Here is a 21,947-nt window from a genome sequence, read left to right as displayed (position 1 = left end):
GCATTGCCCTCAATTGCAGATCACCAGCATGGTGCGGGTGACTGCGCCGGCAGGGTTCCAGCCGAACAGATAGTCGCCCTCTTCGTCCTTGGCATCGCTGGACCTGGTGATGACCTTATAGCCCTGCATCCTGCATTCGCGGGCGGCGCGTTTCTCGCACTTATCCCAGTTGTTGCCCAACCCCGAGCAATCGACCTCAATGCCGCTGACACCGCGCCTCGCGTGAGTTTTGGCGCTGGTGGCGGCACAGCCTGCAAGCGCTACCACTGCGAGCAGCACGATAAGCCTGTTCATTGAAATCCTTAACAACTCGGGAGCGCCTTTATCAATACTGTATTCAGCTCTGACACCAAGCTGCAGACCTTGGTTCTTGCCTGTTGATTCAACGAATTTCAGGCACAAAAAAGGGCGACCGAAGTCGCCCTTTTTACAGCCTTACAGAACTTAGTTCTGCTTAGCCATTGCTTCGCGCAGCAGGGAGGCCATGGTGGTCTCGCCTGTTGCAGCTTCCGGAGCCGATTTCAGGCTCTGGATGGCTTCTTTCTCTTCCACTTCGTCTTTCGACTTGATGGAGAGTTGGATCACGCGGCTCTTGCGATCAACGCTGATGATCTTGGCTTCTACTTCCTGGCCTTCTTTCAGAACGTTGCGCGCGTCTTCAACGCGGTCACGGCTGATTTCGGAGGCTTTCAGAGTCGCTTCGATATCGTCGGCCAGAACGATGATGGCGCCTTTGGCGTCAACTTCTTTCACAGTGCCTTTAACGATTGCGCCTTTGTCGTTCTCTTGAACGTACTCGGAGAACGGATCGCTTTCCAGTTGCTTGATACCCAGGGAGATGCGCTCGCGCTCTGGGTCAACCGACAGGATAACGGTGTCCAGCTCGTCGCCCTTCTTGAAACGACGAACAGCTTCTTCGCCAACTTCGTTCCAGGAGATGTCGGACAGGTGAACCAGGCCGTCGATGCCGCCGTCCAGACCAATGAAGATACCGAAATCGGTGATCGACTTGATGGTGCCGGAGATTTTATCGCCCTTGTTGAACTGGCCAGAGAAATCTTCCCATGGGTTAGATTTGCACTGCTTGATGCCCAGGGAGATACGACGACGCTCTTCGTCGATGTCCAGAACCATAACTTCCACTTCGTCGCCGACTTGTACGACTTTCGAAGGGTGGATGTTCTTGTTGGTCCAGTCCATTTCGGAAACGTGTACCAGGCCTTCAACGCCTTCTTCCAGCTCAGCGAAGCAGCCGTAGTCAGTCAGGTTGGTAACACGCGCGGTGACGCGAGTGCTTTCTGGGTAACGGGCTTTGATAGCAACCCATGGATCTTCACCCAGCTGCTTCAGGCCCAGGGAAACACGATTGCGCTCGCGATCGTATTTCAGAACCTTGACATCGATCTCGTCGCCAACATTGACGATTTCGGAAGGATGCTTGATACGCTTCCAAGCCATATCGGTAATGTGCAGCAGGCCATCGACGCCACCCAGATCGACGAATGCGCCGTAATCGGTGAGGTTCTTGACGATACCTTTGACTTGTTGGCCTTCCTGCAGGGATTCCAGCAGAGCTTCACGCTCGGCGGAGTTCTCTGCTTCCAGGACGCTGCGACGGGAAACGACAACGTTGTTGCGCTTCTGGTCGAGCTTGATGACCTTGAATTCGAGTTCTTTGCCTTCCAGGTGCGTGGTGTCGCGCACAGGACGAACGTCGACCAAAGAACCTGGCAGGAACGCACGGATGCCGTTAACGTCGACAGTGAAGCCGCCTTTAACCTTACCGTTGATAACGCCCTTGACCACTTCTTCAGCTGCGAAGGCTGCTTCGAGAACAATCCAGCATTCAGCGCGCTTGGCTTTTTCACGGGACAGCTTGGTTTCACCGAAACCGTCTTCAACCGAGTCCAGAGCAACGTGAACTTCGTCACCGACATTGATTGTCAGATCACCAGCATCGTTGTAGAACTGTTCCAGCGGGATCAGAGCTTCAGACTTCAGACCAGCGTGAACGGTTACCCAGCGAGCTTGGTAATCGATATCAACGATAACACCGGTGATGATGGAGCCTGCCTGAAGGTTCAGGGTTTTTAGGCTTTCTTCAAAGAGTTCCGCAAAGCTTTCGCTCATTTTAATTCCTGTTGATAAGGGCGAAGAATACGCCCATCTCCACACCCCAGACGGTGTGGGTCAGTTTCAGTTAAAAGAAGCCACCGCAGGACTATGACTGGTCCCCTGCGGCCTTCTTGATCACCCGGCGATATCGCGAATGGCGATTTCACTCAAGATGCGTTCCAGCACCTGCTCGATGGACAACTCCGTGGAATCCAGCTGTATGGCATCAGCCGCCGGCTTTAGCGGGGCTACTGCGCGCTGGGTATCACGCTCATCGCGTGCACGGATCTCATCTAGCAGACTCGACAGACTAACACCATCGACTTTGCCCTTCAACTGCAAGTAGCGGCGGCGAGCCCGCTCCTCGGCGCTGGCGGTCAGGAAAATCTTCAGCGGCGCCTCGGGAAACACGACCGTGCCCATGTCACGGCCATCGGCCACCAGGCCCGGCGGCTCCTGGAAAGCCCGCTGACGCTGCAACAGCGCATCACGCACAGCCGGCAGCGCGGCAACCTGGGAGGCCCAGGAGCCGACCTGCTCGTTACGCAAATCATCGGTCACATCGTCCCCTTCCAGGATGATGCGCTGGGGATGACCTTCCGTCGCGCCGACGAACTGCACATCAAGGTGCGCGGCCAGCAGCTTCAGGGATTCTTCGTTGGTCAGGTCGACGCCATGGTTACGTGCGGCGAACGCCAGCAGGCGGTACAACGCGCCGGAATCCAACAGGCACCAGCCCAGGCGCTTGGCCAGGATGCCGGCGATCGTGCCTTTGCCCGAGCCGCTTGGCCCGTCGATGGTAATCACCGGTGCTTTGATATTCACAATTGAGCCTCTTGGGCAACACGGATGCCGACTTGGGCACACAGTGTAAGAAAGTTCGGAAAAGACGTAGCAACATTGGCGCAGTCATGGATACGAATCGGCGCAGCCGCCCGCAGGGAAGCCACACTGAAGGCCATGGCAATCCGGTGATCGCCATGGGCATGGACTTCACCACCACCCATCAGGCCACCGTCAATGATAATCCCATCGGGGGTCGGTTCACACTTCACCCCCAACGCCAACAGACCGTCGGCCATGACCTGAATACGGTCGGACTCCTTCACACGCAACTCTTGCGCCCCCCGCAACACGGTTCGCCCTTCAGCGCAGGCCGCCGCGACGAACAGCACCGGGAACTCGTCGATCGCCAACGGCACCAGCGCCTCAGGGATCTCGATCCCTTTCAACGCAGCAGCACGCACGCGCAGGTCAGCGACAGGCTCGCCACCCACTTCGCGCGGGTTTTCCAGGGTGATATCTGCCCCCATCAGACGCAGGATATCGATCACCCCAGTGCGGGTCGGGTTGATGCCGACATGCTCCAGCAACAACTCGGAGCCTTCGGCAATCGAAGCCGCCACCAGGAAGAATGCCGAAGAGGAGATGTCCCCCGGCACTTCGATATGGGTCGCGGTCAGTACATGACCCGATTCCACCGACGCAGTAGCACCCTCCACAGCAACCGGGTAACCAAAACCGCGCAGCATACGCTCGGTATGGTCACGGGTCGGCGCAGGCTCGGTCACTGCGGTTTTACCTTCGGCATACAGCCCAGCCAGCAACAGGCAGGATTTGACCTGGGCGCTGGCCATCGGCAACGCATAAGTCAGGCCTTTCAGCGCCTGGCCGCCACGAATGGTCAGCGGCGGATGCCCTTCCGGCCCGGTCTCGATCACCGCGCCCATGTCCCGCAATGGCTTGGCCACGCGGTTCATCGGGCGCTTGGACAGGGAAGCATCGCCGGTCAACACGCTGTCAAAACGTTGCGCCGCCAACAAACCGGACAGCAGGCGCATGGACGTACCGGAATTGCCCAGGTAGATCGGGCCCGGCGCCGGCTTCAAGCCGTGCAAGCCCACACCATGAATGGTCACGCGCCCATGATGCGGCCCCTCAATCACCACGCCCATGTCGCGAAACGCCTGCAGGGTCGCCAGGGCGTCTTCACCCTCAAGGAACCCTTCCACCTCCGTCACGCCCTCGGCCAACGAGCCGAGCATGATCGAGCGATGGGAGATCGACTTGTCACCCGGCACCCGGATACGCCCGCTCAAGCGGCCACCGGGGTTGGCGAGGAAGGTCAGGTCATCGGCGTTCACAGCGGTTTCCATATAGGCCCGGCGAGCCAGGATCTTGCTGAAATGCTCACGCGCCACCCGCGCACGGGTGAACACGCCCAATAATTGATGGCCATCCCCGGCATCGACCGCGTCGCGCAAGGCGTCGAGGTCACTGCGGAAGGTGTCCAGGGTGCGCAACACCGCTTCGCGATTGGCGAGAAAGATGTCATGCCACATCACCGGATCACTGCCGGCAATTCGCGTGAAATCGCGGAAGCCACCGGCGGCGTAACGGAAAATTTCGAGGTTTTCGTTGCGCTTGGCCAGGGAGTCCACCAGGCCGAATGCCAATAGATGTGGCAAATGGCTGGTCGCCGCCAGCACTTCGTCGTGGCGCTCGACCTGCATATGCTCCACGTCCGCCCCCAGCTCCCGCCAGAGACGATCCACCACGGCCAGCGCGGCCGGATCGGTTTGTTCCAGCGGCGTCAGGATCACTTTATGGCGGCGGAACAGCTGCGCATTGGACGCTTCCACCCCGCTCTGCTCGGAACCAGCAATCGGATGGCCCGGCACAAAACGCGACGGCATGCCGCCAAAGGCCTGTTGCGCCGCACGCACCACATTGCCCTTGGCACTGCCGACGTCCGTCAGGATCGCCTGGCCGAGGTCCATGCCGGCCAATACCGCCAGCAGTTTCTCCATCGCCAGGATCGGCACAGCGAGCTGAATGACGTCAGCCCCCTGGCACGCCAGCGCCAGGTCCGCCTCACAGCGATCCACCACGCCCAACTCAACCGCCAGCTTGCGCGACTGCGGGTCCAGGTCCACACCGACTACTTCGCCGCACAGCCCGCTTTCGCGCAGGCCTTTGGCGAAGGAGCCACCGATCAAGCCCAGCCCTACCACCACCAGGCGACCGATCATAGGCACAGCAGGTTGCAATGCAGTGACATCAAACACGAGCCAGGACCTTGGCCAACGCCTCCAGGAAGCGGCTGTTTTCAGCCGGCAAGCCGATGGTGATCCGCAGGTGGTTCGGCATGCCGTAGTTGGCCACCGGGCGCACGATCACACCTTCGCGCAGCAGCCCCTGGAATACCGGGGCTGCCACTTGGCCAAGGTCGACACAAATGAAGTTGCCCTTGGAGGGAATCCAGCCCAGACCCAGCTCACGGAACCCATCCTGCAACTGCAGCATGCCGCTTGCGTTGATGCGACGACCTTCTTCAAGGTATTCGGCATCCTTCACCGCCGCACAGGCCGCCGCCAAGGCGAGACTGTTGACGTTGAACGGCTGGCGCACGCGGTTCAGTACATCGGCAACCACCGCAGTCGACAGGCCATAGCCCACCCGCAGCGACGCCAGGCCATAGGCCTTGGAGAAAGTGCGCGACACCAGCAGGTTCGGGTAGGCCGCCAGGAAATCCAGGCCGTCCGGCAGGTCGCTGCCTTCGGCGTACTCGATATAGGCCTCGTCCAGCACCACCAGCACATGCTCAGGCACGTCTTGCAGGAAGTCGTTGAGCGCTTGCGCATCGAACCAGGTGCCGGTCGGGTTGTTCGGGTTGGCGATAAACACGACGCGGGTCTGGGCATCGATGGCAGCCAGCATGGCCGGCAGGTCGTGGCCCCAGTCCTTGGCGGGAATCACACGGGCGTCGGCACCGACAGCCTGGGTGACGATCGGGTAAACCGCAAATGCGTGCTCGCTGAACACGGCGTTCAGGCCCGGCGCCAGGTAGGCACGCCCGACCAGCTCGAGGATGTCATTGGAACCGTTGCCCAGGGTGACCTGGTTCAGCTCGACCCGGCATGTTTCTGCCAGCAGGGATTTGAGGGCGAAGCCATTGCCGTCCGGGTAACGGGTCAGCTCGGCCAACTCTTCACGAATCGCCGCCAATACCTTGGGACTTGGGCCCAGTGGATTCTCGTTACTCGCCAGCTTGACGATTTTGGAAGGATCCAGGTTCAACTCACGCGCCAGCTCGTCCACAGGCTTGCCCGGAACGTAAGGCGACAGTTGTTGCACGCCCGGCTGAGCCAGGGCGAGGAAGTTGCCACTCATGTTAAAGCCTCACAAAACCGCTTTCGGGTAAGAGCCCAGCACCTTGAGCGCCACGGCTTCCTGACTGATCTTCTCCAGCACACCCTTGACCAGCGGATCGCGGTGGTGGCCGATGAAGTCGATAAAGAACACGTAGGTCCACTTACCGCTGCGCGAAGGACGCGTCTCGATGCGCGTCAGGTCAATCCCGTTGTCGTGGAACGGCACCAGCAGCTCATGCAGCGCGCCGGGCTTGTTGCTCATGGAGACGATGATCGAAGTCTTGTCGTCGCCGGTCGGCGGCACTTCCTGGCTGCCGATCATCAGGAAGCGCGTGGAGTTGTCCGGGCGATCCTCGATTTTCTCGGCCAGGCGCGTCAGGCCATACAGGCCAGCCGCCATATCACCGGCGATCGCCGCCGAATTCCACTCACCCTTGACCCGCTTGGCCGCTTCGGCGTTGCTGGACACCGCCACGCGCTCGACATTCGGGTAATGGGCGTCCAGCCACTTGCGGCACTGGGCCAGGGACTGGGCATGGGAATAGATGCGGCTGATGCTGTCGGTCTTGGTGTTCTCACCCACCAGCAGGTGATGGTGGATGCGCAACTCGACTTCGCCGCAGATCACCATATCGTGCTCAAGGAAGCTGTCCAGCGTGTGGTTAACCGCACCTTCGGTGGAGTTTTCCACCGGCACCACGCCAAAGTTCACCGCGCCGGCCGCCACTTCACGGAACACCTCGTCGATGGCCGCCATTGGTTTGCTGATCACCGCGTGGCCGAAGTGCTTCATGGCCGCCGCTTGGGTGAAGGTGCCTTCCGGGCCGAGGTAAGCCACTTTCAGTGGCTGCTCCAGCGCCAGGCACGACGACATGATTTCACGGAACAACCGCGCCATCTCTTCGTTGCCCAACGGCCCCTTGTTGCGCTCCATTACGCGCTTGAGCACCTGGGCTTCACGCTCCGGCCGGTAGAACACCGGCACTTCGCCTTCTGCCAGGGACGCCATCTTCACCCGTGCCACTTCCTGGGCGCAGCGCGCACGCTCACTGATCAGTTCCAGGACTTTCTCGTCCAGGCTGTCAATGCGTACCCGCAGGGCCTTGAGTTCTTGTTCAGACATTAGCCGTGTTCCTTTTCGAACTCTGCCATGTAGGCAACCAGCGCGTTGATCGCGTGGATGTCGACAGCGTTGTAGATGGAGGCGCGCATGCCACCTACCGAGCGGTGACCCTTGAGGTTCAGCAGGCCACGCGCGTCGGCACCGGCCAGGAATGGCTTGTCCAGGCGGTCGTCAGCCAGGCGGAACGGCACGTTCATCCACGAGCGGTCGGTCAGGTTGATCGGGTTGCTGTACAGGCCGCTGGCGTCGATGAAGTCGTACAGGGTGCGCTTCTTCTCTTCGTTGAGCTTGCCCATGGCGGCGACACCGCCTTGCTCCTTCAACCACTCGAACACCAGGCCCGACAGGTACCAGGCGAAGGCCGGCGGGGTGTTGTACATCGAGCCGTTGTCGGCTGCGACCTTGAAGTTGAGCATGGTCGGGCACAATGAACGGGCGCGACCCAGCAGGTCTTCACGGACGATGTTGACCAGGATGCCGCTCGGGCCGATGTTCTTCTGCGCGCCGGCGTAGATCATGCCGTAGCGCGACACGTCGATAGGCCGCGAGAGGATGTCCGAGGACATGTCGCACACCAGCGGAACGTCGCCGACTTCCGGCACCCAGTCGAACTCCAGGCCGCCAATGGTTTCGTTCGCCACGTAGTGCACGTAGGCCGCATCCTTGGACAACTTCCATTCGTTCTGACCGGGAATGGCGAAGTAATCGTAGGGCTTGGCGGTGCCGGCCACGTTGACGTGACCGTAGCGCGAGGCCTCTTCAATAGCCTTCTGCCCCCAGATACCGGTGTCGATGTAGTCGGCAGTGCCGTCTTCCGGCAGCAGGTTCAGCGGGATCTGGGCGAACTGTTGGCTCGCGCCGCCTTGCAGGAACAGCACTTTGTAATTGGATGGGATGTCGAGCAAGTCGCGCAGGTCCTGCTCAGCCTTGGTGGCAATGGACACGAACTCATCGCTGCGATGGCTCATTTCCATCACGGAGAGGCCTTTTCCATGCCAGTCGAGGAGTTCACCCTGCGCACGCTGCAGGACTGCTTCAGGAAGCGCCGCGGGACCGGCACAGAAGTTATAGGCTCTCTTGCTCACATCCAATCTCTCTGATCTGGTGGGACTGAAATCAAACACTGCAGGAGCGAGCTTGCTCGCGAAAAACCCGAGAGCGCAAGGGCGCATCAGGCAGCTCGCGTTATCGTTGACGATTTTCGCGAGCAAGCTCGCTCCTACAGGGGGCGGCGTTGTTCTTTCAAAGGGGACAAACAACAAGGGGGCGAATCTTCATCCGCCCCCTGTGTGTCCGCTTATTCCTGCGGTTCTTCTTCGTCTGCGGCAGCATCGAGGGTTGGCTCGTCGACGTTGTCATCGCCTGTTGCGATCACCTCGCCTTCAAACTCCTCACCTTCCAGCTCTTCGCCTTCCACTTCCGACGGCTCCTGGACACGCTCCAGGCCAACCAGTTTTTCGTCCTTGGCCAGCTTGATCAAGGTGACGCCCTGGGTGTTACGGCCCAGGCTCGACACTTCAGCCACACGGGTACGCACCAGGGTGCCCTGGTCGGAAATCAGCATGATTTCCTCGCCGTCGAGCACCTGCACCGCGCCGACCAGACGGCCGTTGCGGTCGTTGCTGACCATAGCGATAACGCCCTGGCCGCCACGCTTGTACTCCGGGAACTCGCTGATCGCGGTGCGTTTGCCATAACCACGCTCGGAAGCGGTGAGGATCTGGCTGCCTTCTTCCGGGATCAGCATCGAAATCAGCTTCTGCCCTTCCGGCAGGCGCATGCCGCGTACACCGCGGGCGGTACGGCCCATGGCGCGAACGTCGGATTCCTTGAAGCGAGTGACCTTGCCGCCGTCGGAGAACAGCATGACTTCACGCTCGCCATCGGTGATGGCTGCGCTGATCAGTACGTCGCCTTCGTCCAGCTCCAGGGCGATCAGGCCCACGCTGCGCTGGCGGCTGAAGGACTCCAGCGGGGTCTTCTTCACGGTGCCTTTGGCGGTAGCCATGAAGATGAAGTGACCTTCGGTGTATTCCTCGACCGGCAGCATGGTGGTGATGTATTCATCACTGTCCAGCGGCAGCAGGTTGACCAACGGACGACCACGGGCAGCGCGGGAAGCTTCCGGGATTTCGTAGGTCTTGAGCCAGTACACCTTGCCCTTGCTGGAGAACAGCAACAGCGTGGTGTGGCTGTTGGCGACCAGCAGGTGAGCGATGTAGTCCTCATCCTTCACGCCGGTAGCCGATTTACCTTTACCACCACGACGCTGGGCCTGGTAGGCAGCCAATGGCTGGGTCTTGGCATAGCCACCGTGGGAGATGGTCACCACGCGCTCTTCTTCCGGGATCATGTCACCCAGGGTCAGGTCGAGGCGAGCATCGAGGATTTCGGTACGGCGCACGTCGCCGTATTCGGCGCGGATCACTTCCAGCTCTTCGCGGATCACTTCCATCAGGCGCACGGCGCTGTTGAGGATGCGGATCAGCTCGCCGATCTGGTTGAGGATCTCCTGGTACTCGGCCAGCAGCTTCTCGTGCTCCAGGCCGGTCAGGCGGTGCAGGCGCAGTTCCAGGATGGCCTGGGCCTGTTCCGGCGACAGGAAGTACTTGCCGTCACGCAGACCGTATTGCGGGTCCAGTGTCTCCGGGCGGCACGAGTCGGCACCGGCACGTTCAACCATCGCCACGACGGCGCTGGATTCCCATGGCATCTTGATCAGCGCTTCCTTGGCTTCCGACGGCGTCGGCGAAGCCTTGATCAGGGCGATGACCGGGTCGATGTTCGACAGTGCTACAGCCTGGCCTTCCAGGATATGGCCACGCTCGCGGGCCTTACGCAGTTCGAACACGGTACGACGGGTGACGACTTCGCGACGGTGACGTACGAAGGCTTCCAGCAGATCCTTAAGGTTCAGGATGCGTGGGCGGCCGTCGATCAATGCCACGACGTTGATACCAAACACGCTTTGCAGCTGGGTCTGGGCGTAGAGGTTGTTGAGGATCACCTCAGGCACTTCGCCACGACGCAGCTCGATCACCACGCGCATACCGTCTTTGTCGGACTCGTCGCGCAGTTCGGTGATGCCTTCGAGCTTCTTCTCTTTAACCAGCTCGGCGATCTTCTCGATCAGACGCGCCTTGTTCAGTTGGTACGGGAGTTCGGTGATGACGATCTGCTGACGGCCGCCGACCTTGTCGATGTCTTCGATCATCGAGCGGGCGCGCATGTAAATACGGCCGCGACCGGTGCGGTAGGCTTCGATGATGCCGGCGCGACCGTTGATGATCGCAGCGGTCGGGAAGTCCGGGCCCGGGATGTATTGCATCAGCTCATCGACGGTCAGCTCAGGGTTGTCGATAAGGGCCAGGCAACCGTCGATGACTTCACCGAGGTTGTGCGGCGGGATGTTGGTGGCCATGCCCACAGCGATACCGCTGGAACCGTTGACCAGCAGGTTGGGGATCCGGGTAGGCATGACGGCCGGGATCATTTCAGTGCCGTCGTAGTTCGGCACCCAGTCCACGGTTTCTTTGTGCAGGTCAGCCAGCAGCTCGTGCGCCAGCTTGGTCATGCGCACTTCGGTGTATCGCATGGCTGCGGCGTTGTCGCCGTCGACCGAACCGAAGTTGCCCTGGCCGTCTACCAGCAGGTAGCGCAGGGAAAACGGCTGGGCCATACGTACGATGGTGTCGTACACCGCAGTGTCGCCGTGAGGGTGATACTTACCGATCACGTCACCGACAACACGGGCAGATTTCTTGTACGGCTTGTTCCAGTCGTTACCCAGCTCGCTCATTGCGAACAGCACACGCCGGTGCACGGGCTTCAAGCCATCGCGCGCATCAGGCAGTGCCCGACCGACAATTACGCTCATCGCGTAGTCGAGGTAGGACTGTTTCAGCTCGTCTTCGATATTGACCGGGAGGATTTCTTTGGCCAGTTCGCCCATGAGAAGCCTGATTCCTTTTTCGGGTGAAACCTCGTCGCATCCATATGGGACGAACGAAGCTCGCCGCTGCCGGCACAGTGCCTGACAACGACTTACGACAAATCAACGAGTTATGACACGGATCTGCACGTTATGGACAACCCCTGGGGGCGGCCCTGGAAACCGCCGGATGTTATCACAATCGCCGCCACGCACCTATCCCCCTGATGCGCATGGAGACTAGTAATTTGACGGATGACAGGCTTGAGGGCGACGAGAGGGGCTCAGAGATGGGGTGGTGCTTTTTTTTGAGGGTGGATCTGAGGGTTTTATTGACTTTAAGGGCCAATCGGGGGCAAGCCCCCTCCCACATTTTGACTGTGTTCACAATTCAAGAGTGGGAGGGGGGGTTACCCCCGATAGCCATTTCACAGACACCATCGCCCTCAATGCAACCGCTTACGGCACATCAGCTTGGCCAATTTCGCCGTATCCGGCCGCTCAACCACGCCCTTCTCAGTCACAATCACATCAATCAAGTCGGCCGGAGTCACATCAAATACCGGATTAAACGCATTAACCTCCAAGCGCTGCCCCATCACCTCCAGCAGCTCACCGGGATCGCGCTCCTCCAAGGAGACGTCGTCGCCAGTGGCCATCATCAGGTCCAGGGTCGAACTCGGCGCCACCACCATGAAACGCACGCCGTGGTGCATGGCGCACACCGCCAATTGATAAGTGCCGATCTTGCCGATCACATCGCCATTGGCGGCAATGCAATCGGCGCCGACGATCACCCAGGTGATGCCCTTGGTCTTGAGGATATGCGCGCCGGCCGAGTCGGCATTCACTGTGACCGGGATCCCCTCGCCCGCCAGCTCCCAGGCGGTCAGCCGCGAGCCTTGCAGCCATGGGCGGGTTTCATTGGCGTAGACGTGCTCGACCAAGCCTTCCAGGAAGGCGGCACGAATCACCCCGAGGGCCGTGCCGACACCGCCCGTCGCCAAGGCGCCGGCGTTGCCATGGGTCAAAATCGCCTGAGCGTTGCCCTGATGCTTGCGAATCCGCTCAACGCCCAACTGGGCCATGACGAGGTTGGCTTCCCGGTCGCTTTCATGGATAGCAATAGCTTCGGCTTCCAGCACCGCCAGCGGATCGGCGTGCTTCTTGACGCGGTCCAGGCGATCGCGCATGCGCTTGAGCGCCCAGAACAGGTTCGAGGCGGTCGGACGAGTATCGGCCAGTAGCGCGTAGTCCTCTTCCCAGGCGGCCTGCCAGTCACCGCCCTCGGCGATGCGCTCACGAGCGGCAAGCACCAGGCCATAGGCCGCGCTGATGCCGATCGCCGGTGCACCACGCACCACCATGGCGCGAATGGCCGCAGCCACTTCATCGACCGTGGAGCAGGCCACCCAGCGTTCCTGGGACGGCAAGGCGCGTTGATCGAGCAGGTGCAGCGTGCCATCACGCCAATCGATGGCCTTCACTTTCTCCGCTGCCAACAGTCGATCGCGCATCCGTCACCCCGTACTCATCAACAAAAGCCGCCGATTATAGCGATCCGCCAGCCAGGACGCTCGGGTATACTTCGCGCTTCTTTTATAGCTGCCCGGGAAGAAGCCTGCGATGACCTCCACTGCCGCCCCGCTCGACTTATTGCTACTGCCAACCTGGCTGGTACCTGTCGAACCCGCCGGCGTAGTGCTCAAGGAACATGGCGTGGGCATCCGCGATGGGCGTATCGCCTTTATCGGTCCACGGGCTGCGGCGTTGAAGCTTTCGGCCACGCAAGTGCGCGAACTGCCGGGCATGCTGCTCAGTCCCGGCCTGATCAACGCCCACGGGCATGCGGCGATGAGCCTGTTTCGCGGCATGGCCGATGACCTGCCCTTGATGACCTGGCTGGAAAAACACATCTGGCCCGCCGAAGCCAAGTGGGTCGACGAGGCCTTCGTGCGTGACGGCACCGACCTGGCCATTGCCGAGCAGCTCAAGAGCGGCATTACCTGCTTCTCGGACATGTACTTCTACCCCAAGGTCGCCAGCGATTGCGTGCACAACAGCGGCATGCGTGCGCAAATTGCGATTCCGATCCTCGATTTCCCGATTCCCGGCGCCAGCACCGCCGATGAGGCGATCCGCCAGGGCATCGAGCTGTTTGGCGACCTCAAGCACCACCCGCGCATCAAGATCACCTTCGGTCCCCATGCGCCCTACACCGTGTGCGATGCCAACCTGGAAAAGATCCGGGTAATCGCCGAAGAGCTGGACGCCGCGATCCATATGCATGTGCATGAAACCGCTTTCGAGGTACAACAGGCCGTCGAACAGACCGGTGAACGACCATTGGCGCGCCTGGGACGCCTCGGTTTGCTGGGCCCACGCTTCCAGGCCGTTCATATGACCCAAATCAGCGAGGACGACCTGGCTTTGCTGGTAGAAAGCAACACCAGCGTCATCCATTGCCCGGAATCGAACCTGAAACTGGCCAGCGGCTTTTGCCCGGTGGAGCGTCTGTGGCAGGCTGGGGTCAATGTGGCCATCGGCACCGACGGCGCCGCCAGCAACAACGACCTGGACCTGCTGGGTGAAACCCGTACCGCCGCGATGCTGGCCAAGGCCGTCGCGGGTTCGGCCACTGCCCTGGATGCCCACCGTGCGCTGCGCATGGCTACGCTCAACGGTGCACGTGCCATGGGCCTGGAAAGCGAAATCGGCTCCCTGGAAGTGGGCAAGGCGGCGGATATGGTCGCGTTCGATCTGACGGGGCTGGCGCAACAACCGATCTACGATCCGGTCTCACAGCTTATATATGCCACCGGACGCGATTGCGTGAAACACCTTTGGGTCGCCGGCAAGCAGTTGCTCGACGACCGGCAACTCACCCGCATGGATGAACAACAGTTGACCGCCACGGCCATTGCCTGGGGAAAACGCATCAGCGGGCACACCGAATAACGCCGGCTCTGAACCTGCGTGTTCAGGACCGACAAACCGATTTATCAGATTTAGAGGATTCACCATGAGCAACGTCGACCACGCCGAAATCGCCAAGTTTGAAGCCCTGGCCCACCGCTGGTGGGACCGCGAAAGCGAGTTCAAGCCCCTGCACGACATCAACCCGCTGCGGGTCAACTGGATTGACGAACGCGTCAACCTGGCCGGCAAGAAGGTGCTGGACGTCGGTTGCGGCGGCGGCATCCTCAGCGAAGCCATGGCCCAGCGCGGCGCGACCGTGATGGGAATCGACATGGGCGAAGCGCCGCTGGCCGTGGCCCAGTTGCACCAGTTGGAATCCGGTGTGAGCGTGGAATATCGCCAGATCACCGCCGAAGCCCTGGCCGAAGAAATGCCAGAGCAGTTCGACGTGGTCACCTGTCTGGAAATGCTGGAGCACGTGCCAGACCCCTCCTCAGTGATCCGCGCCTGCTTCCGCATGGTCAAGCCGGGCGGCCAGGTGTTCTTCTCCACCATCAACCGCAACCCCAAGGCCTACCTGTTCGCGATCATCGGCGCCGAATACATCATGAAGCTGCTGCCGCGCGGCACCCACGATTTCAAGAAATTCATTCGCCCTTCCGAACTGGGTGCGTGGAGCCGCCAGGCCGGACTGACCGTCAAGGACATCATCGGCCTGACCTACAACCCGCTGACCAAGCACTACAAGCTGGCCAGCGACGTTGACGTCAACTACATGATCCAGACCCTGCGCGAGGAATAAGCCTGTGAAGTTGCGAGCGGTTCTCTTCGACATGGACGGTACCCTCCTGGACACCGCGCCGGACTTTATCGCCATCTGCCAGGCCATGCGTGCCGACCGTGGCCTGCCACCGATCAACGACCAGCACATCCGCGATGAAATCTCCGGCGGTGCGCGGGCGATGGTCGCCGTGACCTTCTCGATGGACCCGGAAACGCCTGGCTTTGAAGAACTGCGCCTGGAATTCCTCGAGCGTTACCTGAAAGGTTGCGCCGTCCACAGCAAATTGTTCGACGGCATGGCCGAGCTTCTGGAAGACATCGAGAAGGCCAAGCTGATCTGGGGCGTCGTCACCAACAAGCCACTGCGCTTTGCCGAGCCGATCATGCAGCAGTTGGGCCTCGCCGAGCGTTCGGCCCTGCTGATCTGCCCGGACCACGTGAAAAACAGCAAGCCGGACCCGGAGCCGATGATCCTGGCGTGCAAGATGCTCGACCTGGACCCGGCCAGCGTGTTGTTCGTGGGCGATGACCTGCGTGATATCGAATCCGGCCGCGATGCCGGCACCCGCACGGCGGCGGTGACTTATGGCTATATCCACCCGGATGACAACCCACGGCACTGGGGGGCGGATGTGGTGGTGGATCACCCGCTGGAACTGCGCAAGGTGCTGGATAACGCATTGTGCAGTTGCTGATGGCTCACCGGCCTTACTGATTGATGAAGATCCAAATGTGGGAGGGGCTTGCCCCCTCCCACAGAGGATCTTCAGCGTTTTCCAGATTGGTGTTTGTAACCTGCTGAATTCTGTCGAGGCTTTTTATGTTTGATTACTCTGCACGTCCAGAACTGCTCAAAGGCCGGGTCATCCTGGTGACCGGCGCCGGTCGCGGGATTGGTGCGGCGGCGGCGAAAACCTACGCTGCCCATGGCGCCACCGTACTGTTGCTGGGCAAGACCGAAGCCAACCTGGCCCAGGTGTATGACGAGATCGAAGCGGCCGGCCACGCGCAGCCAGTGGTGATCCCCTTCAACCTGGAGACCGCCCTGCCCCATCAATACGATGAGCTGGCAGCGATGATCGAAAAAGAATTCGGCCACCTCGATGGCCTGCTGCACAACGCCTCGATCATTGGCCCACGTACGCCGATCGAGCAGTTGTCCGGCGAGAACTTCATGCGGGTGATGCACATCAACGTCAATGCGATGTTCATGCTCACCAGCACGTTGCTGCCGCTGCTCAAGCTGTCCCAGGATGCGTCGGTGGTGTTCACCTCCAGCAGCGTCGGGCGTAAGGGCCGGGCGTATTGGGGGGCTTATGGTGTGTCGAAATTTGCCACTGAAGGCTTGATGCAAACCCTGGCGGATGAGCTCGAAGACGTGGCTGCGGTAAGGGCCAACAGCATCAACCCGGGCGGCACGCGCACCAGCATGCGGGCCCAGGCGTATCCAGGGGAGAACCCGATGGAAAGGCCGGCACCGGAAGAGATCATGCCGGTGTACCTGTACCTGATGGGGCCGGACAGTACCGGCATCAATGGGCAGGCGTTTGACGCGCAGTAACAACTGACACAACCGGAACTAAATGCGGGAGGGGCGGTGCGACGATTCGACTTGCCCCCTCCCACATTTGTATTGCGGTGTTCTCTGGCTCTTAGTTCTTCACCACTTCCTCAAGGGTGAAGCGCCCCAGCGGGTTTTGCAGGAAGTTGCTCACATTCTTGCGTGAGATGTTGATGTACGGGCTGTAGTACAGGTCGATCCAGTTCACATCCTGTTTCGCCAGTTTCTGCAACTCCACATACATCTGCTCACGCTTGACCGGGTCGGCCTCAATGCGCGCCGCTGCGACCAAGTCCTTGACCTTGTCATTCTTGTAGCGGGTCATGTAATTCTGGTTGGTGTCGTGGCCAAGCACGAAGGTGGTCTTCTGGTCCGGGTCGAGGATGTCGTTGGTCCAGTACATCACCGAAATATCGTACTCACCGTCCACCAGCATCTGCCAGCTTTGGGTCGGGTCGACTTTCTGCAGGTTGGCGGTCACACCGACCTTGGCCAACTGGTCCTTGATGATCACAGCGATCTGCTCGTCGGCTTCGTTGCCGGCGTTGACCACATAGTTGAGCTTCAAGTCCTTCGCGCCAGCCTTTTCCAACAGCTGCTTGGCGGCGGTCGGGTCATACGGGCGTTGCAGGTTGTTGGCGTAGTGGAACAACGAGCCTTTCGGGATGTAGGAATAGGCCACCGTGCCTTGACCGTAAGTGGCGGTTTTCACCAGCGACTGTTTGTCGATCGCCATGTCCAGCGCCTCGCGTACTTCCTGCTTGGCCAGCAGGCCGTGGGCGTGGTTGATCAGCAGGTGATCTTCACGGGTGGACGGGTCGGAGTGGATCACCACGTTCTTGTCTTTCTTCAGTTCTTCAACCCGGGAAAACGGTACGAAGATCGCCGTGTCCAACTCGTTGTTCTGCACCATGCGCATCCGCGTGTTGTCGTCGGTCACGGAGACCCACTCCACGCCGTCCAGGCTGACCTTCTTGGCCTGCCAGAAATTCGGGTTCTTCTTCAGGATGACCCGGTCGCCCTTGCGCCATTCGTCCACGGTAAACGCGCCGGAGGTCACCGGATTTTCGGAGTAGGCGTCTTCCCCCATTTTGGTCATGGCTTTTTCCGACAGGATCGAAACCGTCGGCGAGGCCAGTTGCGACAGGAAAGCTACCGCCGGAGTCTTCAGCGTGACGACCAGGGTGTGCGGGTCTGATGCCTTGGCCGTGTTGATCAGGTTGAACGGATCAGCCCACAACGAGGCCTTGTTGTCGCGGATACGCAGCAGGCTGAACGCCGCGTCCTCGGCAGTGATTGGCGAGCCATCGGAGAACTTCACATCTCGCAGTTTGAACGTGTAGGTCAGGCCGTCCTTGGAGATGTCCCAGCTTTCAGCCAGGCCCGGCTCCATCTTGGTGCCCAGGTTATCCACGCGTACCAGGGTGTCGTAGACGTTGGCGAATACCCAGGTATCGCGGTTTTGCGCGCTTTTGATCGGGTCGAACGTGGTGCTGTCTTCACGGCAGCCGATGGTGAGGACGCCGGCGGCCTGGGCCAGGCCGGCGGTCAGCGACCAAGCTGTCAACGTGGCAGCGGCAAGCAACTTCAAGTGGCGGGATTGCATGTCATAACTCCTTGTTCATGATGGGCAGGAAGGGTCAACGGTTCTTCAAGCACGCAACTGTACCGATGCTCGTGCAGGGAATGGGTAGGCGGCAATACCACGGAACACATCGTCCGGGCGTACCGGCAACGCGGGTGGAAGGCACAACCCGCAGGCAAATTCAGGGGGCTCGGCGGCTCGCCAGGCAACGGCTGCGTCGGCAAAGGCCGGTGCGGATCGATCTCCGGAATCGCCTCGATCAACGCGGCTGTATACGGATGGCGCGGCGAGGTGAAGACCGCTTCCACCGGCCCTTCCTCGACGATCTTGCCCAGGTACATCACCGCCACGCGGTCGCACAGGCGCCGCACGATGGCCAAATCGTGGGCGATAAACAGGATCGCCAGGTTCATGCGCTGTTGCAGTTCCAACAGCAGGTTGATGATCTGGCCCTGGATCGATACATCCAGCGCCGCCACGCATTCGTCGGCAATGATCAAACGTGGCTCCACCGCCAGCGCCCGGGCAATACCGACACGCTGGCATTGGCCGCCACTGAGGGAGCCGGGTTTGCGACTGGCCAGTTCGGGGCGCAGGCCGACTAGGTCAAGCAACTCGTTTACGCGAGCCGGGATGCGCGCTGCCGGGACTTTGCGCTGCACCCGCAGCACCTCGGCGATGGTTTCGCCGATGGTGTGGCGCGGGTTCAACGCGGCGTAGGGATCCTGGAAGATCATCGCCGTTTCATGGCGCAGGCGCGCGATGTCGACCGCGCTGCCATGGGCCATGTCGATGCCATCGAACAGCACCTGCCCGGCACTGATCGGGTTGAGGTGCAGGATCGCGCGGCCCAAGGTGCTTTTGCCGCTGCCGGACTCCCCCACCAACCCCAGGGTTTCACCGGCAGCCAGGTTCAGCGACACACCGTTCACCGCCCTCACCCACTGCTTGTTCAGGCCGAACACACCCGTGCCGGACGCGGCGAACCGCACCTCCAGGTCCTTGATCTGCAACAGGCTCATGGGCGCGCTCCCAACGGGTAGTGACACGCCACGCGCGCGCCTTCAGGCAACAGTTCGGTGCACAACGCGCCGACCTGCGGGCAACGCGGGTTGAAGCGGCAGCCGTCGGGTAACGCATCGAGCAAGGGCGGCTGGCCGGGGATAGTGCGCAGCAACGCATGGCCACTGCTGTGGGCCGGCTGGCAATCAATCAGGCCGGCGGTGTAGGGGTGTTGCGGATGGGCGAGCACGTCGTACTTGCTGCCGTGTTCACACAGGCGCCCGGCGTACATCACCGCGATGGAGTCACAGGTTTGCGCGACCACGCCGAGGTCGTGGGTGATCATGATGATCGACAGGCCGCGCTGGTCACGCAGGTCCAGCAACAGGCGCAGGATCTGTGCCTGCACGGTCACGTCCAAAGCCGTGGTCGGTTCGTCGGCAATCAATACGCTCGGGTTGCAGCCCAGGGCCACGGCGATCATCGCGCGTTGGCGCATGCCACCGGAAAACTCATGGGGATAGTTGTCGATCCGTGCCTGGGGATCGGGAATGCCCACCTGGCGCAGCACCTCGATGGCTTGTCGGCGCGCGTCTTTTTTCGACGCACCCTGATGCAGGCGAATGCCTTCGGCGATCTGATCGCCGATGCGCATCAACGGGTCAAGGTGGCTGCTGGGGTTCTGGAAGATCATGCCCAACTGCCCGCCACGCACCGCGCGCATGCCGGTGTCATCCAGTTGCAGCAGGTCCTGGCCCGCCAGGCGTACCGCACCGCCCTGGACGCGCAGGTTGGGCGACGGCAACAAGCGCATCAAGCCACGGCAGGCCATGGTCTTGCCCGAGCCGCTTTCACCCACCAGGCCGAGGATCTCGCCTTCGGCCAGGTCGAAGGACACGCGGTCGACCAGGGTCACATCGCGCCCGCTGTTATTGGCGATCACACTAAGATCCCGCACTTGAAGCAGACTCATGAGCGATCCCCCAACACTTGCGCCACGCCATCGGCCAGCAAGCTGAAGCCCATGGCCAGGGTCACGATGGCCAACCCCGGAAAGGTGCAGATCCACCAGGCCGTGGTGATAAACGCCTGCCCTTCGGCAATCATCGTCCCCCACTCCGCCGTCGGCGGTTGCACGCCCAGGCCCAGGTAGCTCACGGCCGCACCGTTGAGCAGCACCAGAACCGCGTCAGACATGGAAAACACAATCGAGCCAAACATCGCATTCGGCAGCAAATGCCGGAACAGGATGCGCCCATGGCCAAAACCCAGGCTCTTGGCCGCCAGGGCAAAGTCGCTCTCCTTGAGCACCAGGATCTGTGAGCGGATCAGCCGCGCGTACGAGACCCAGCCGACCAGCGCCATGGCGATATAAAAGCTCTTCAGGCCCGGACCGAGGATGGCCATGATCGCCAGCATCAACACCAGGAACGGAAACGCCAGGATCACATCGATCACACGCATGCAGAAGCTGTCGAAGCGCCCGCCGATATAGCCAGAAACGGCACCGACAAACGTGCCGATCATGAACGGGAATATCACCCCGATGATGGCAAGCTGCAGGTCGACGCGCGCGCCCCAGATAACCCTCGAAAGGATGTCTCGACCGTAATTATCAGTGCCAAATGGATGGGCCAGGCCAGGGCCGAGCAATGCCATTTCCGTGTTTTGCGCAATGGGGTCATAGGGGGCGATCCACGGCGCAAACACGGCCAGGGCCAGCCACACAGACAGAATCAACAGCCCCCACGCGGCCGTCAGTCGGCCATTGCGAAAACCAAAACGCAGGCGCAGGCGCCACGGGGCAATCAACGGGCGACTGCTCATTGCATCTTCACCCGTGGGTCGAGGGCCACCGTGACCACATCGGCGAGGAAGTTGACCACCACCGTCGCGCAGGCCAGCACCATCGCCACGCCCTGCACCACCATGTAGTCGCGGGTAAAAATGCCGCGCACCAGCAATTGGCCGATACCGGGAATGGCGAACAGGCTTTCGATCACGACGGTGCCGCTGATCAGCCAGCCAATATTCACCGCCAGCAGGTTGACCGCCGGCACCAGGGAATTGGGCAGCACATGGCGACGGAACACCGCAGCTTCCGACAACCCGCGGGCCCGCGCGGCAGTGACGTGGTCGGCCTGCAGCTCCATCAACATGCTCGCCCGCAGGTTGCGTACCAGCACCGCCGACAGCGCCAGGGCGATGGTCAGGCACGGCAAGACCATATGGTGCGCCTTGTCCAGCCAGGTGCGGCCGTAGCCGGACACCGGGAACAGGCCCCATTGCACACTGAGCAGCAGGATCAGCATCAGGCCCAGCCAGAACGCCGGCATGCCCAGGCCCACGGTGGTGAACACACGGATCAGGTTATCCGCCCACCCGCCTTTATTGCGTGCGGCCAACGTCGCCAGCGGCACCGCAATCAGCAGCGCCAGCACCACGCTGCCGAGCACCAGCACCAGGGTGGGTTCGATACGGGTGACGATCAGCTTCAAGGCGTCGACTTTGTACAGCAGTGATTGGCCGAGGTCGCCCTTGAGCAGGTTCTTCAGGAAGTAGAAATACTGCTGCCACAAAGGCTGGTCGAGGCCGTACTGGGCGCGGATTTTCAGCAAAGCGTCCGGCGTGCTGCGCGAGCCGAGCAAGGCGCGTGCCGGGTCGCCCGGGATCGAGCGCACCAGCACAAACGTGATCAGGCTGATGCCAAACAGTACCGGCAGCAATTGCAGCGGCCGGGACAGTACAAAACGGTAGCGCGCCAGGTTCATCTG

The 21,947-nt window shown here is 60.9% G+C and carries 18 protein-coding genes; 4 read left to right on the top strand and 14 right to left on the bottom strand.

The annotated features are described in order from the left end of the window. Positions 1 to 9 precede the first annotated feature (9 nt). From M2397_RS05085 to mtnA, 9 genes are all read right to left on the bottom strand, one after another. Positions 10 to 294: a hypothetical protein gene (locus M2397_RS05085; RefSeq protein WP_145334801.1), complete on the bottom strand. Its 285-nt coding sequence runs from the start codon at positions 292 to 294 to the stop codon at positions 10 to 12. A 150-nt stretch (positions 295 to 444) separates the two neighbouring features. Continuing rightward, a complete protein-coding gene (rpsA, locus tag M2397_RS05080; RefSeq protein WP_027604177.1) occupies positions 445 to 2,130 on the bottom strand; it encodes a 30S ribosomal protein S1 in 1,686 nt (561 codons plus the stop codon). A gap of 120 nt (positions 2,131 to 2,250) precedes the next feature. Next, complete coding sequence (cmk, locus tag M2397_RS05075) at positions 2,251 to 2,940, bottom strand: (d)CMP kinase (protein WP_003172653.1); 690 nt, start codon at positions 2,938 to 2,940, stop codon at positions 2,251 to 2,253. Next, positions 2,937 to 5,147 (bottom strand): bifunctional prephenate dehydrogenase/3-phosphoshikimate 1-carboxyvinyltransferase, encoded by a 2,211-nt coding sequence (locus tag M2397_RS05070; protein WP_259242453.1) that lies wholly within the window; start codon positions 5,145 to 5,147, stop codon positions 2,937 to 2,939. Before M2397_RS05070 ends, cmk begins: the two co-directional genes overlap by 4 nt. 28 nt (positions 5,148 to 5,175) lie before the next feature. Further along, positions 5,176 to 6,288 (bottom strand): histidinol-phosphate transaminase, encoded by a 1,113-nt coding sequence (gene hisC / locus M2397_RS05065; protein WP_259242386.1) that lies wholly within the window; start codon positions 6,286 to 6,288, stop codon positions 5,176 to 5,178. A 9-nt stretch (positions 6,289 to 6,297) separates the two neighbouring features. Beyond that, positions 6,298 to 7,392: a prephenate dehydratase gene (pheA, locus tag M2397_RS05060; RefSeq protein WP_003172650.1), complete on the bottom strand. Its 1,095-nt coding sequence runs from the start codon at positions 7,390 to 7,392 to the stop codon at positions 6,298 to 6,300. After that, positions 7,392 to 8,477 (bottom strand): 3-phosphoserine/phosphohydroxythreonine transaminase, encoded by a 1,086-nt coding sequence (gene serC / locus M2397_RS05055; RefSeq protein WP_053132455.1) that lies wholly within the window; start codon positions 8,475 to 8,477, stop codon positions 7,392 to 7,394. Before serC ends, pheA begins: the two co-directional genes overlap by 1 nt. A gap of 212 nt (positions 8,478 to 8,689) precedes the next feature. Continuing rightward, complete coding sequence (gene gyrA / locus M2397_RS05050) at positions 8,690 to 11,344, bottom strand: DNA gyrase subunit A (protein ID WP_090407433.1); 2,655 nt, start codon at positions 11,342 to 11,344, stop codon at positions 8,690 to 8,692. 425 nt (positions 11,345 to 11,769) lie between these two features. Beyond that, positions 11,770 to 12,840, bottom strand: coding sequence for an S-methyl-5-thioribose-1-phosphate isomerase (gene mtnA, locus M2397_RS05045; protein WP_259242384.1), 1,071 nt, complete (start codon positions 12,838 to 12,840; stop codon positions 11,770 to 11,772). A gap of 109 nt (positions 12,841 to 12,949) precedes the next feature. Between mtnA and M2397_RS05040 the strand changes: the two genes are divergently transcribed. The 4 genes from M2397_RS05040 to M2397_RS05025 all read left to right on the top strand — a co-directional run bounded on the left by M2397_RS05040 (position 12,950) and on the right by M2397_RS05025 (position 16,586). Continuing rightward, on the top strand, positions 12,950 to 14,281 hold the full coding sequence (locus M2397_RS05040; RefSeq protein WP_259242383.1) for a TRZ/ATZ family hydrolase: 1,332 nt from the start codon (positions 12,950 to 12,952) through the stop codon (positions 14,279 to 14,281). A 64-nt stretch (positions 14,282 to 14,345) separates the two neighbouring features. Beyond that, entirely contained in the window at positions 14,346 to 15,044 is a 699-nt protein-coding gene (ubiG, locus tag M2397_RS05035) for a bifunctional 2-polyprenyl-6-hydroxyphenol methylase/3-demethylubiquinol 3-O-methyltransferase UbiG (RefSeq protein WP_003172645.1), read from the top strand. 4 nt (positions 15,045 to 15,048) lie between these two features. Beyond that, complete coding sequence (gene mupP, locus M2397_RS05030) at positions 15,049 to 15,720, top strand: N-acetylmuramic acid 6-phosphate phosphatase MupP (protein WP_131698992.1); 672 nt, start codon at positions 15,049 to 15,051, stop codon at positions 15,718 to 15,720. A 125-nt stretch (positions 15,721 to 15,845) separates the two neighbouring features. Then, on the top strand, positions 15,846 to 16,586 hold the full coding sequence (locus M2397_RS05025) for a YciK family oxidoreductase (RefSeq protein ID WP_131698991.1): 741 nt from the start codon (positions 15,846 to 15,848) through the stop codon (positions 16,584 to 16,586). Positions 16,587 to 16,677: 91 nt separating this feature from the next. On the opposite strand, the gene M2397_RS05020 is transcribed toward M2397_RS05025, so the two are convergent. From M2397_RS05020 to M2397_RS05000, 5 genes are read right to left on the bottom strand one after another with little or no spacing between them, the layout of a single operon-like run. Then, a complete protein-coding gene (locus M2397_RS05020; protein WP_259242382.1) occupies positions 16,678 to 18,192 on the bottom strand; it encodes an ABC transporter substrate-binding protein in 1,515 nt (504 codons plus the stop codon). Next, entirely contained in the window at positions 18,174 to 19,193 is a 1,020-nt protein-coding gene (locus tag M2397_RS05015) for an ABC transporter ATP-binding protein (RefSeq protein WP_167656134.1), read from the bottom strand. The genes M2397_RS05020 and M2397_RS05015 overlap by 19 nt, the downstream gene beginning before the upstream one ends. Next, entirely contained in the window at positions 19,190 to 20,146 is a 957-nt protein-coding gene (locus M2397_RS05010) for an ABC transporter ATP-binding protein (protein ID WP_259242381.1), read from the bottom strand. Before M2397_RS05010 ends, M2397_RS05015 begins: the two co-directional genes overlap by 4 nt. Further along, positions 20,143 to 21,000: an ABC transporter permease gene (locus M2397_RS05005; RefSeq protein WP_131698987.1), complete on the bottom strand. Its 858-nt coding sequence runs from the start codon at positions 20,998 to 21,000 to the stop codon at positions 20,143 to 20,145. Before M2397_RS05005 ends, M2397_RS05010 begins: the two co-directional genes overlap by 4 nt. Continuing rightward, positions 20,997 to 21,944: an ABC transporter permease gene (locus M2397_RS05000; protein WP_131698986.1), complete on the bottom strand. Its 948-nt coding sequence runs from the start codon at positions 21,942 to 21,944 to the stop codon at positions 20,997 to 20,999. Before M2397_RS05000 ends, M2397_RS05005 begins: the two co-directional genes overlap by 4 nt. Between the last annotated feature and the right edge of the window lie 3 nt (positions 21,945 to 21,947).

Origin of the sequence: Pseudomonas sp. BIGb0381, from assembly GCF_024809815.1 — a bacterium.
Lineage (GTDB): Bacteria > Pseudomonadota > Gammaproteobacteria > Pseudomonadales > Pseudomonadaceae > Aquipseudomonas.
Note: the sequence above shows the minus strand (reverse complement) of the source record. Positions and strands in the feature narration are given on the sequence as shown.

What these genes read in the sequence shown, in the direction of transcription:
- M2397_RS05085 (WP_145334801.1), bottom strand. Translation starts at nt 294, where the DNA reads ATGAACAGGCTTATCGTGCTGCTCGCAGTGGTAGCGCTTGCAGGCTGT.
- rpsA (WP_027604177.1), bottom strand. Translation starts at nt 2,130, where the DNA reads ATGAGCGAAAGCTTTGCGGAACTCTTTGAAGAAAGCCTAAAAACCCTG.
- M2397_RS05070 (WP_259242453.1), bottom strand. Translation starts at nt 5,147, where the DNA reads ATGATCGGTCGCCTGGTGGTGGTAGGGCTGGGCTTGATCGGTGGCTCC.
- hisC (WP_259242386.1), bottom strand. Translation starts at nt 6,288, where the DNA reads ATGAGTGGCAACTTCCTCGCCCTGGCTCAGCCGGGCGTGCAACAACTG.
- pheA (WP_003172650.1), bottom strand. Translation starts at nt 7,392, where the DNA reads ATGTCTGAACAAGAACTCAAGGCCCTGCGGGTACGCATTGACAGCCTG.
- gyrA (WP_090407433.1), bottom strand. Translation starts at nt 11,344, where the DNA reads ATGGGCGAACTGGCCAAAGAAATCCTCCCGGTCAATATCGAAGACGAG.
- mtnA (WP_259242384.1), bottom strand. Translation starts at nt 12,840, where the DNA reads ATGCGCGATCGACTGTTGGCAGCGGAGAAAGTGAAGGCCATCGATTGG.
- M2397_RS05040 (WP_259242383.1), top strand. Translation starts at nt 12,950, where the DNA reads ATGACCTCCACTGCCGCCCCGCTCGACTTATTGCTACTGCCAACCTGG.
- ubiG (WP_003172645.1), top strand. Translation starts at nt 14,346, where the DNA reads ATGAGCAACGTCGACCACGCCGAAATCGCCAAGTTTGAAGCCCTGGCC.
- M2397_RS05025 (WP_131698991.1), top strand. Translation starts at nt 15,846, where the DNA reads ATGTTTGATTACTCTGCACGTCCAGAACTGCTCAAAGGCCGGGTCATC.
- M2397_RS05020 (WP_259242382.1), bottom strand. Translation starts at nt 18,192, where the DNA reads ATGCAATCCCGCCACTTGAAGTTGCTTGCCGCTGCCACGTTGACAGCT.
- M2397_RS05015 (WP_167656134.1), bottom strand. Translation starts at nt 19,193, where the DNA reads ATGAGCCTGTTGCAGATCAAGGACCTGGAGGTGCGGTTCGCCGCGTCC.
- M2397_RS05010 (WP_259242381.1), bottom strand. Translation starts at nt 20,146, where the DNA reads ATGAGTCTGCTTCAAGTGCGGGATCTTAGTGTGATCGCCAATAACAGC.
- M2397_RS05005 (WP_131698987.1), bottom strand. Translation starts at nt 21,000, where the DNA reads ATGAGCAGTCGCCCGTTGATTGCCCCGTGGCGCCTGCGCCTGCGTTTT.
- M2397_RS05000 (WP_131698986.1), bottom strand. Translation starts at nt 21,944, where the DNA reads ATGAACCTGGCGCGCTACCGTTTTGTACTGTCCCGGCCGCTGCAATTG.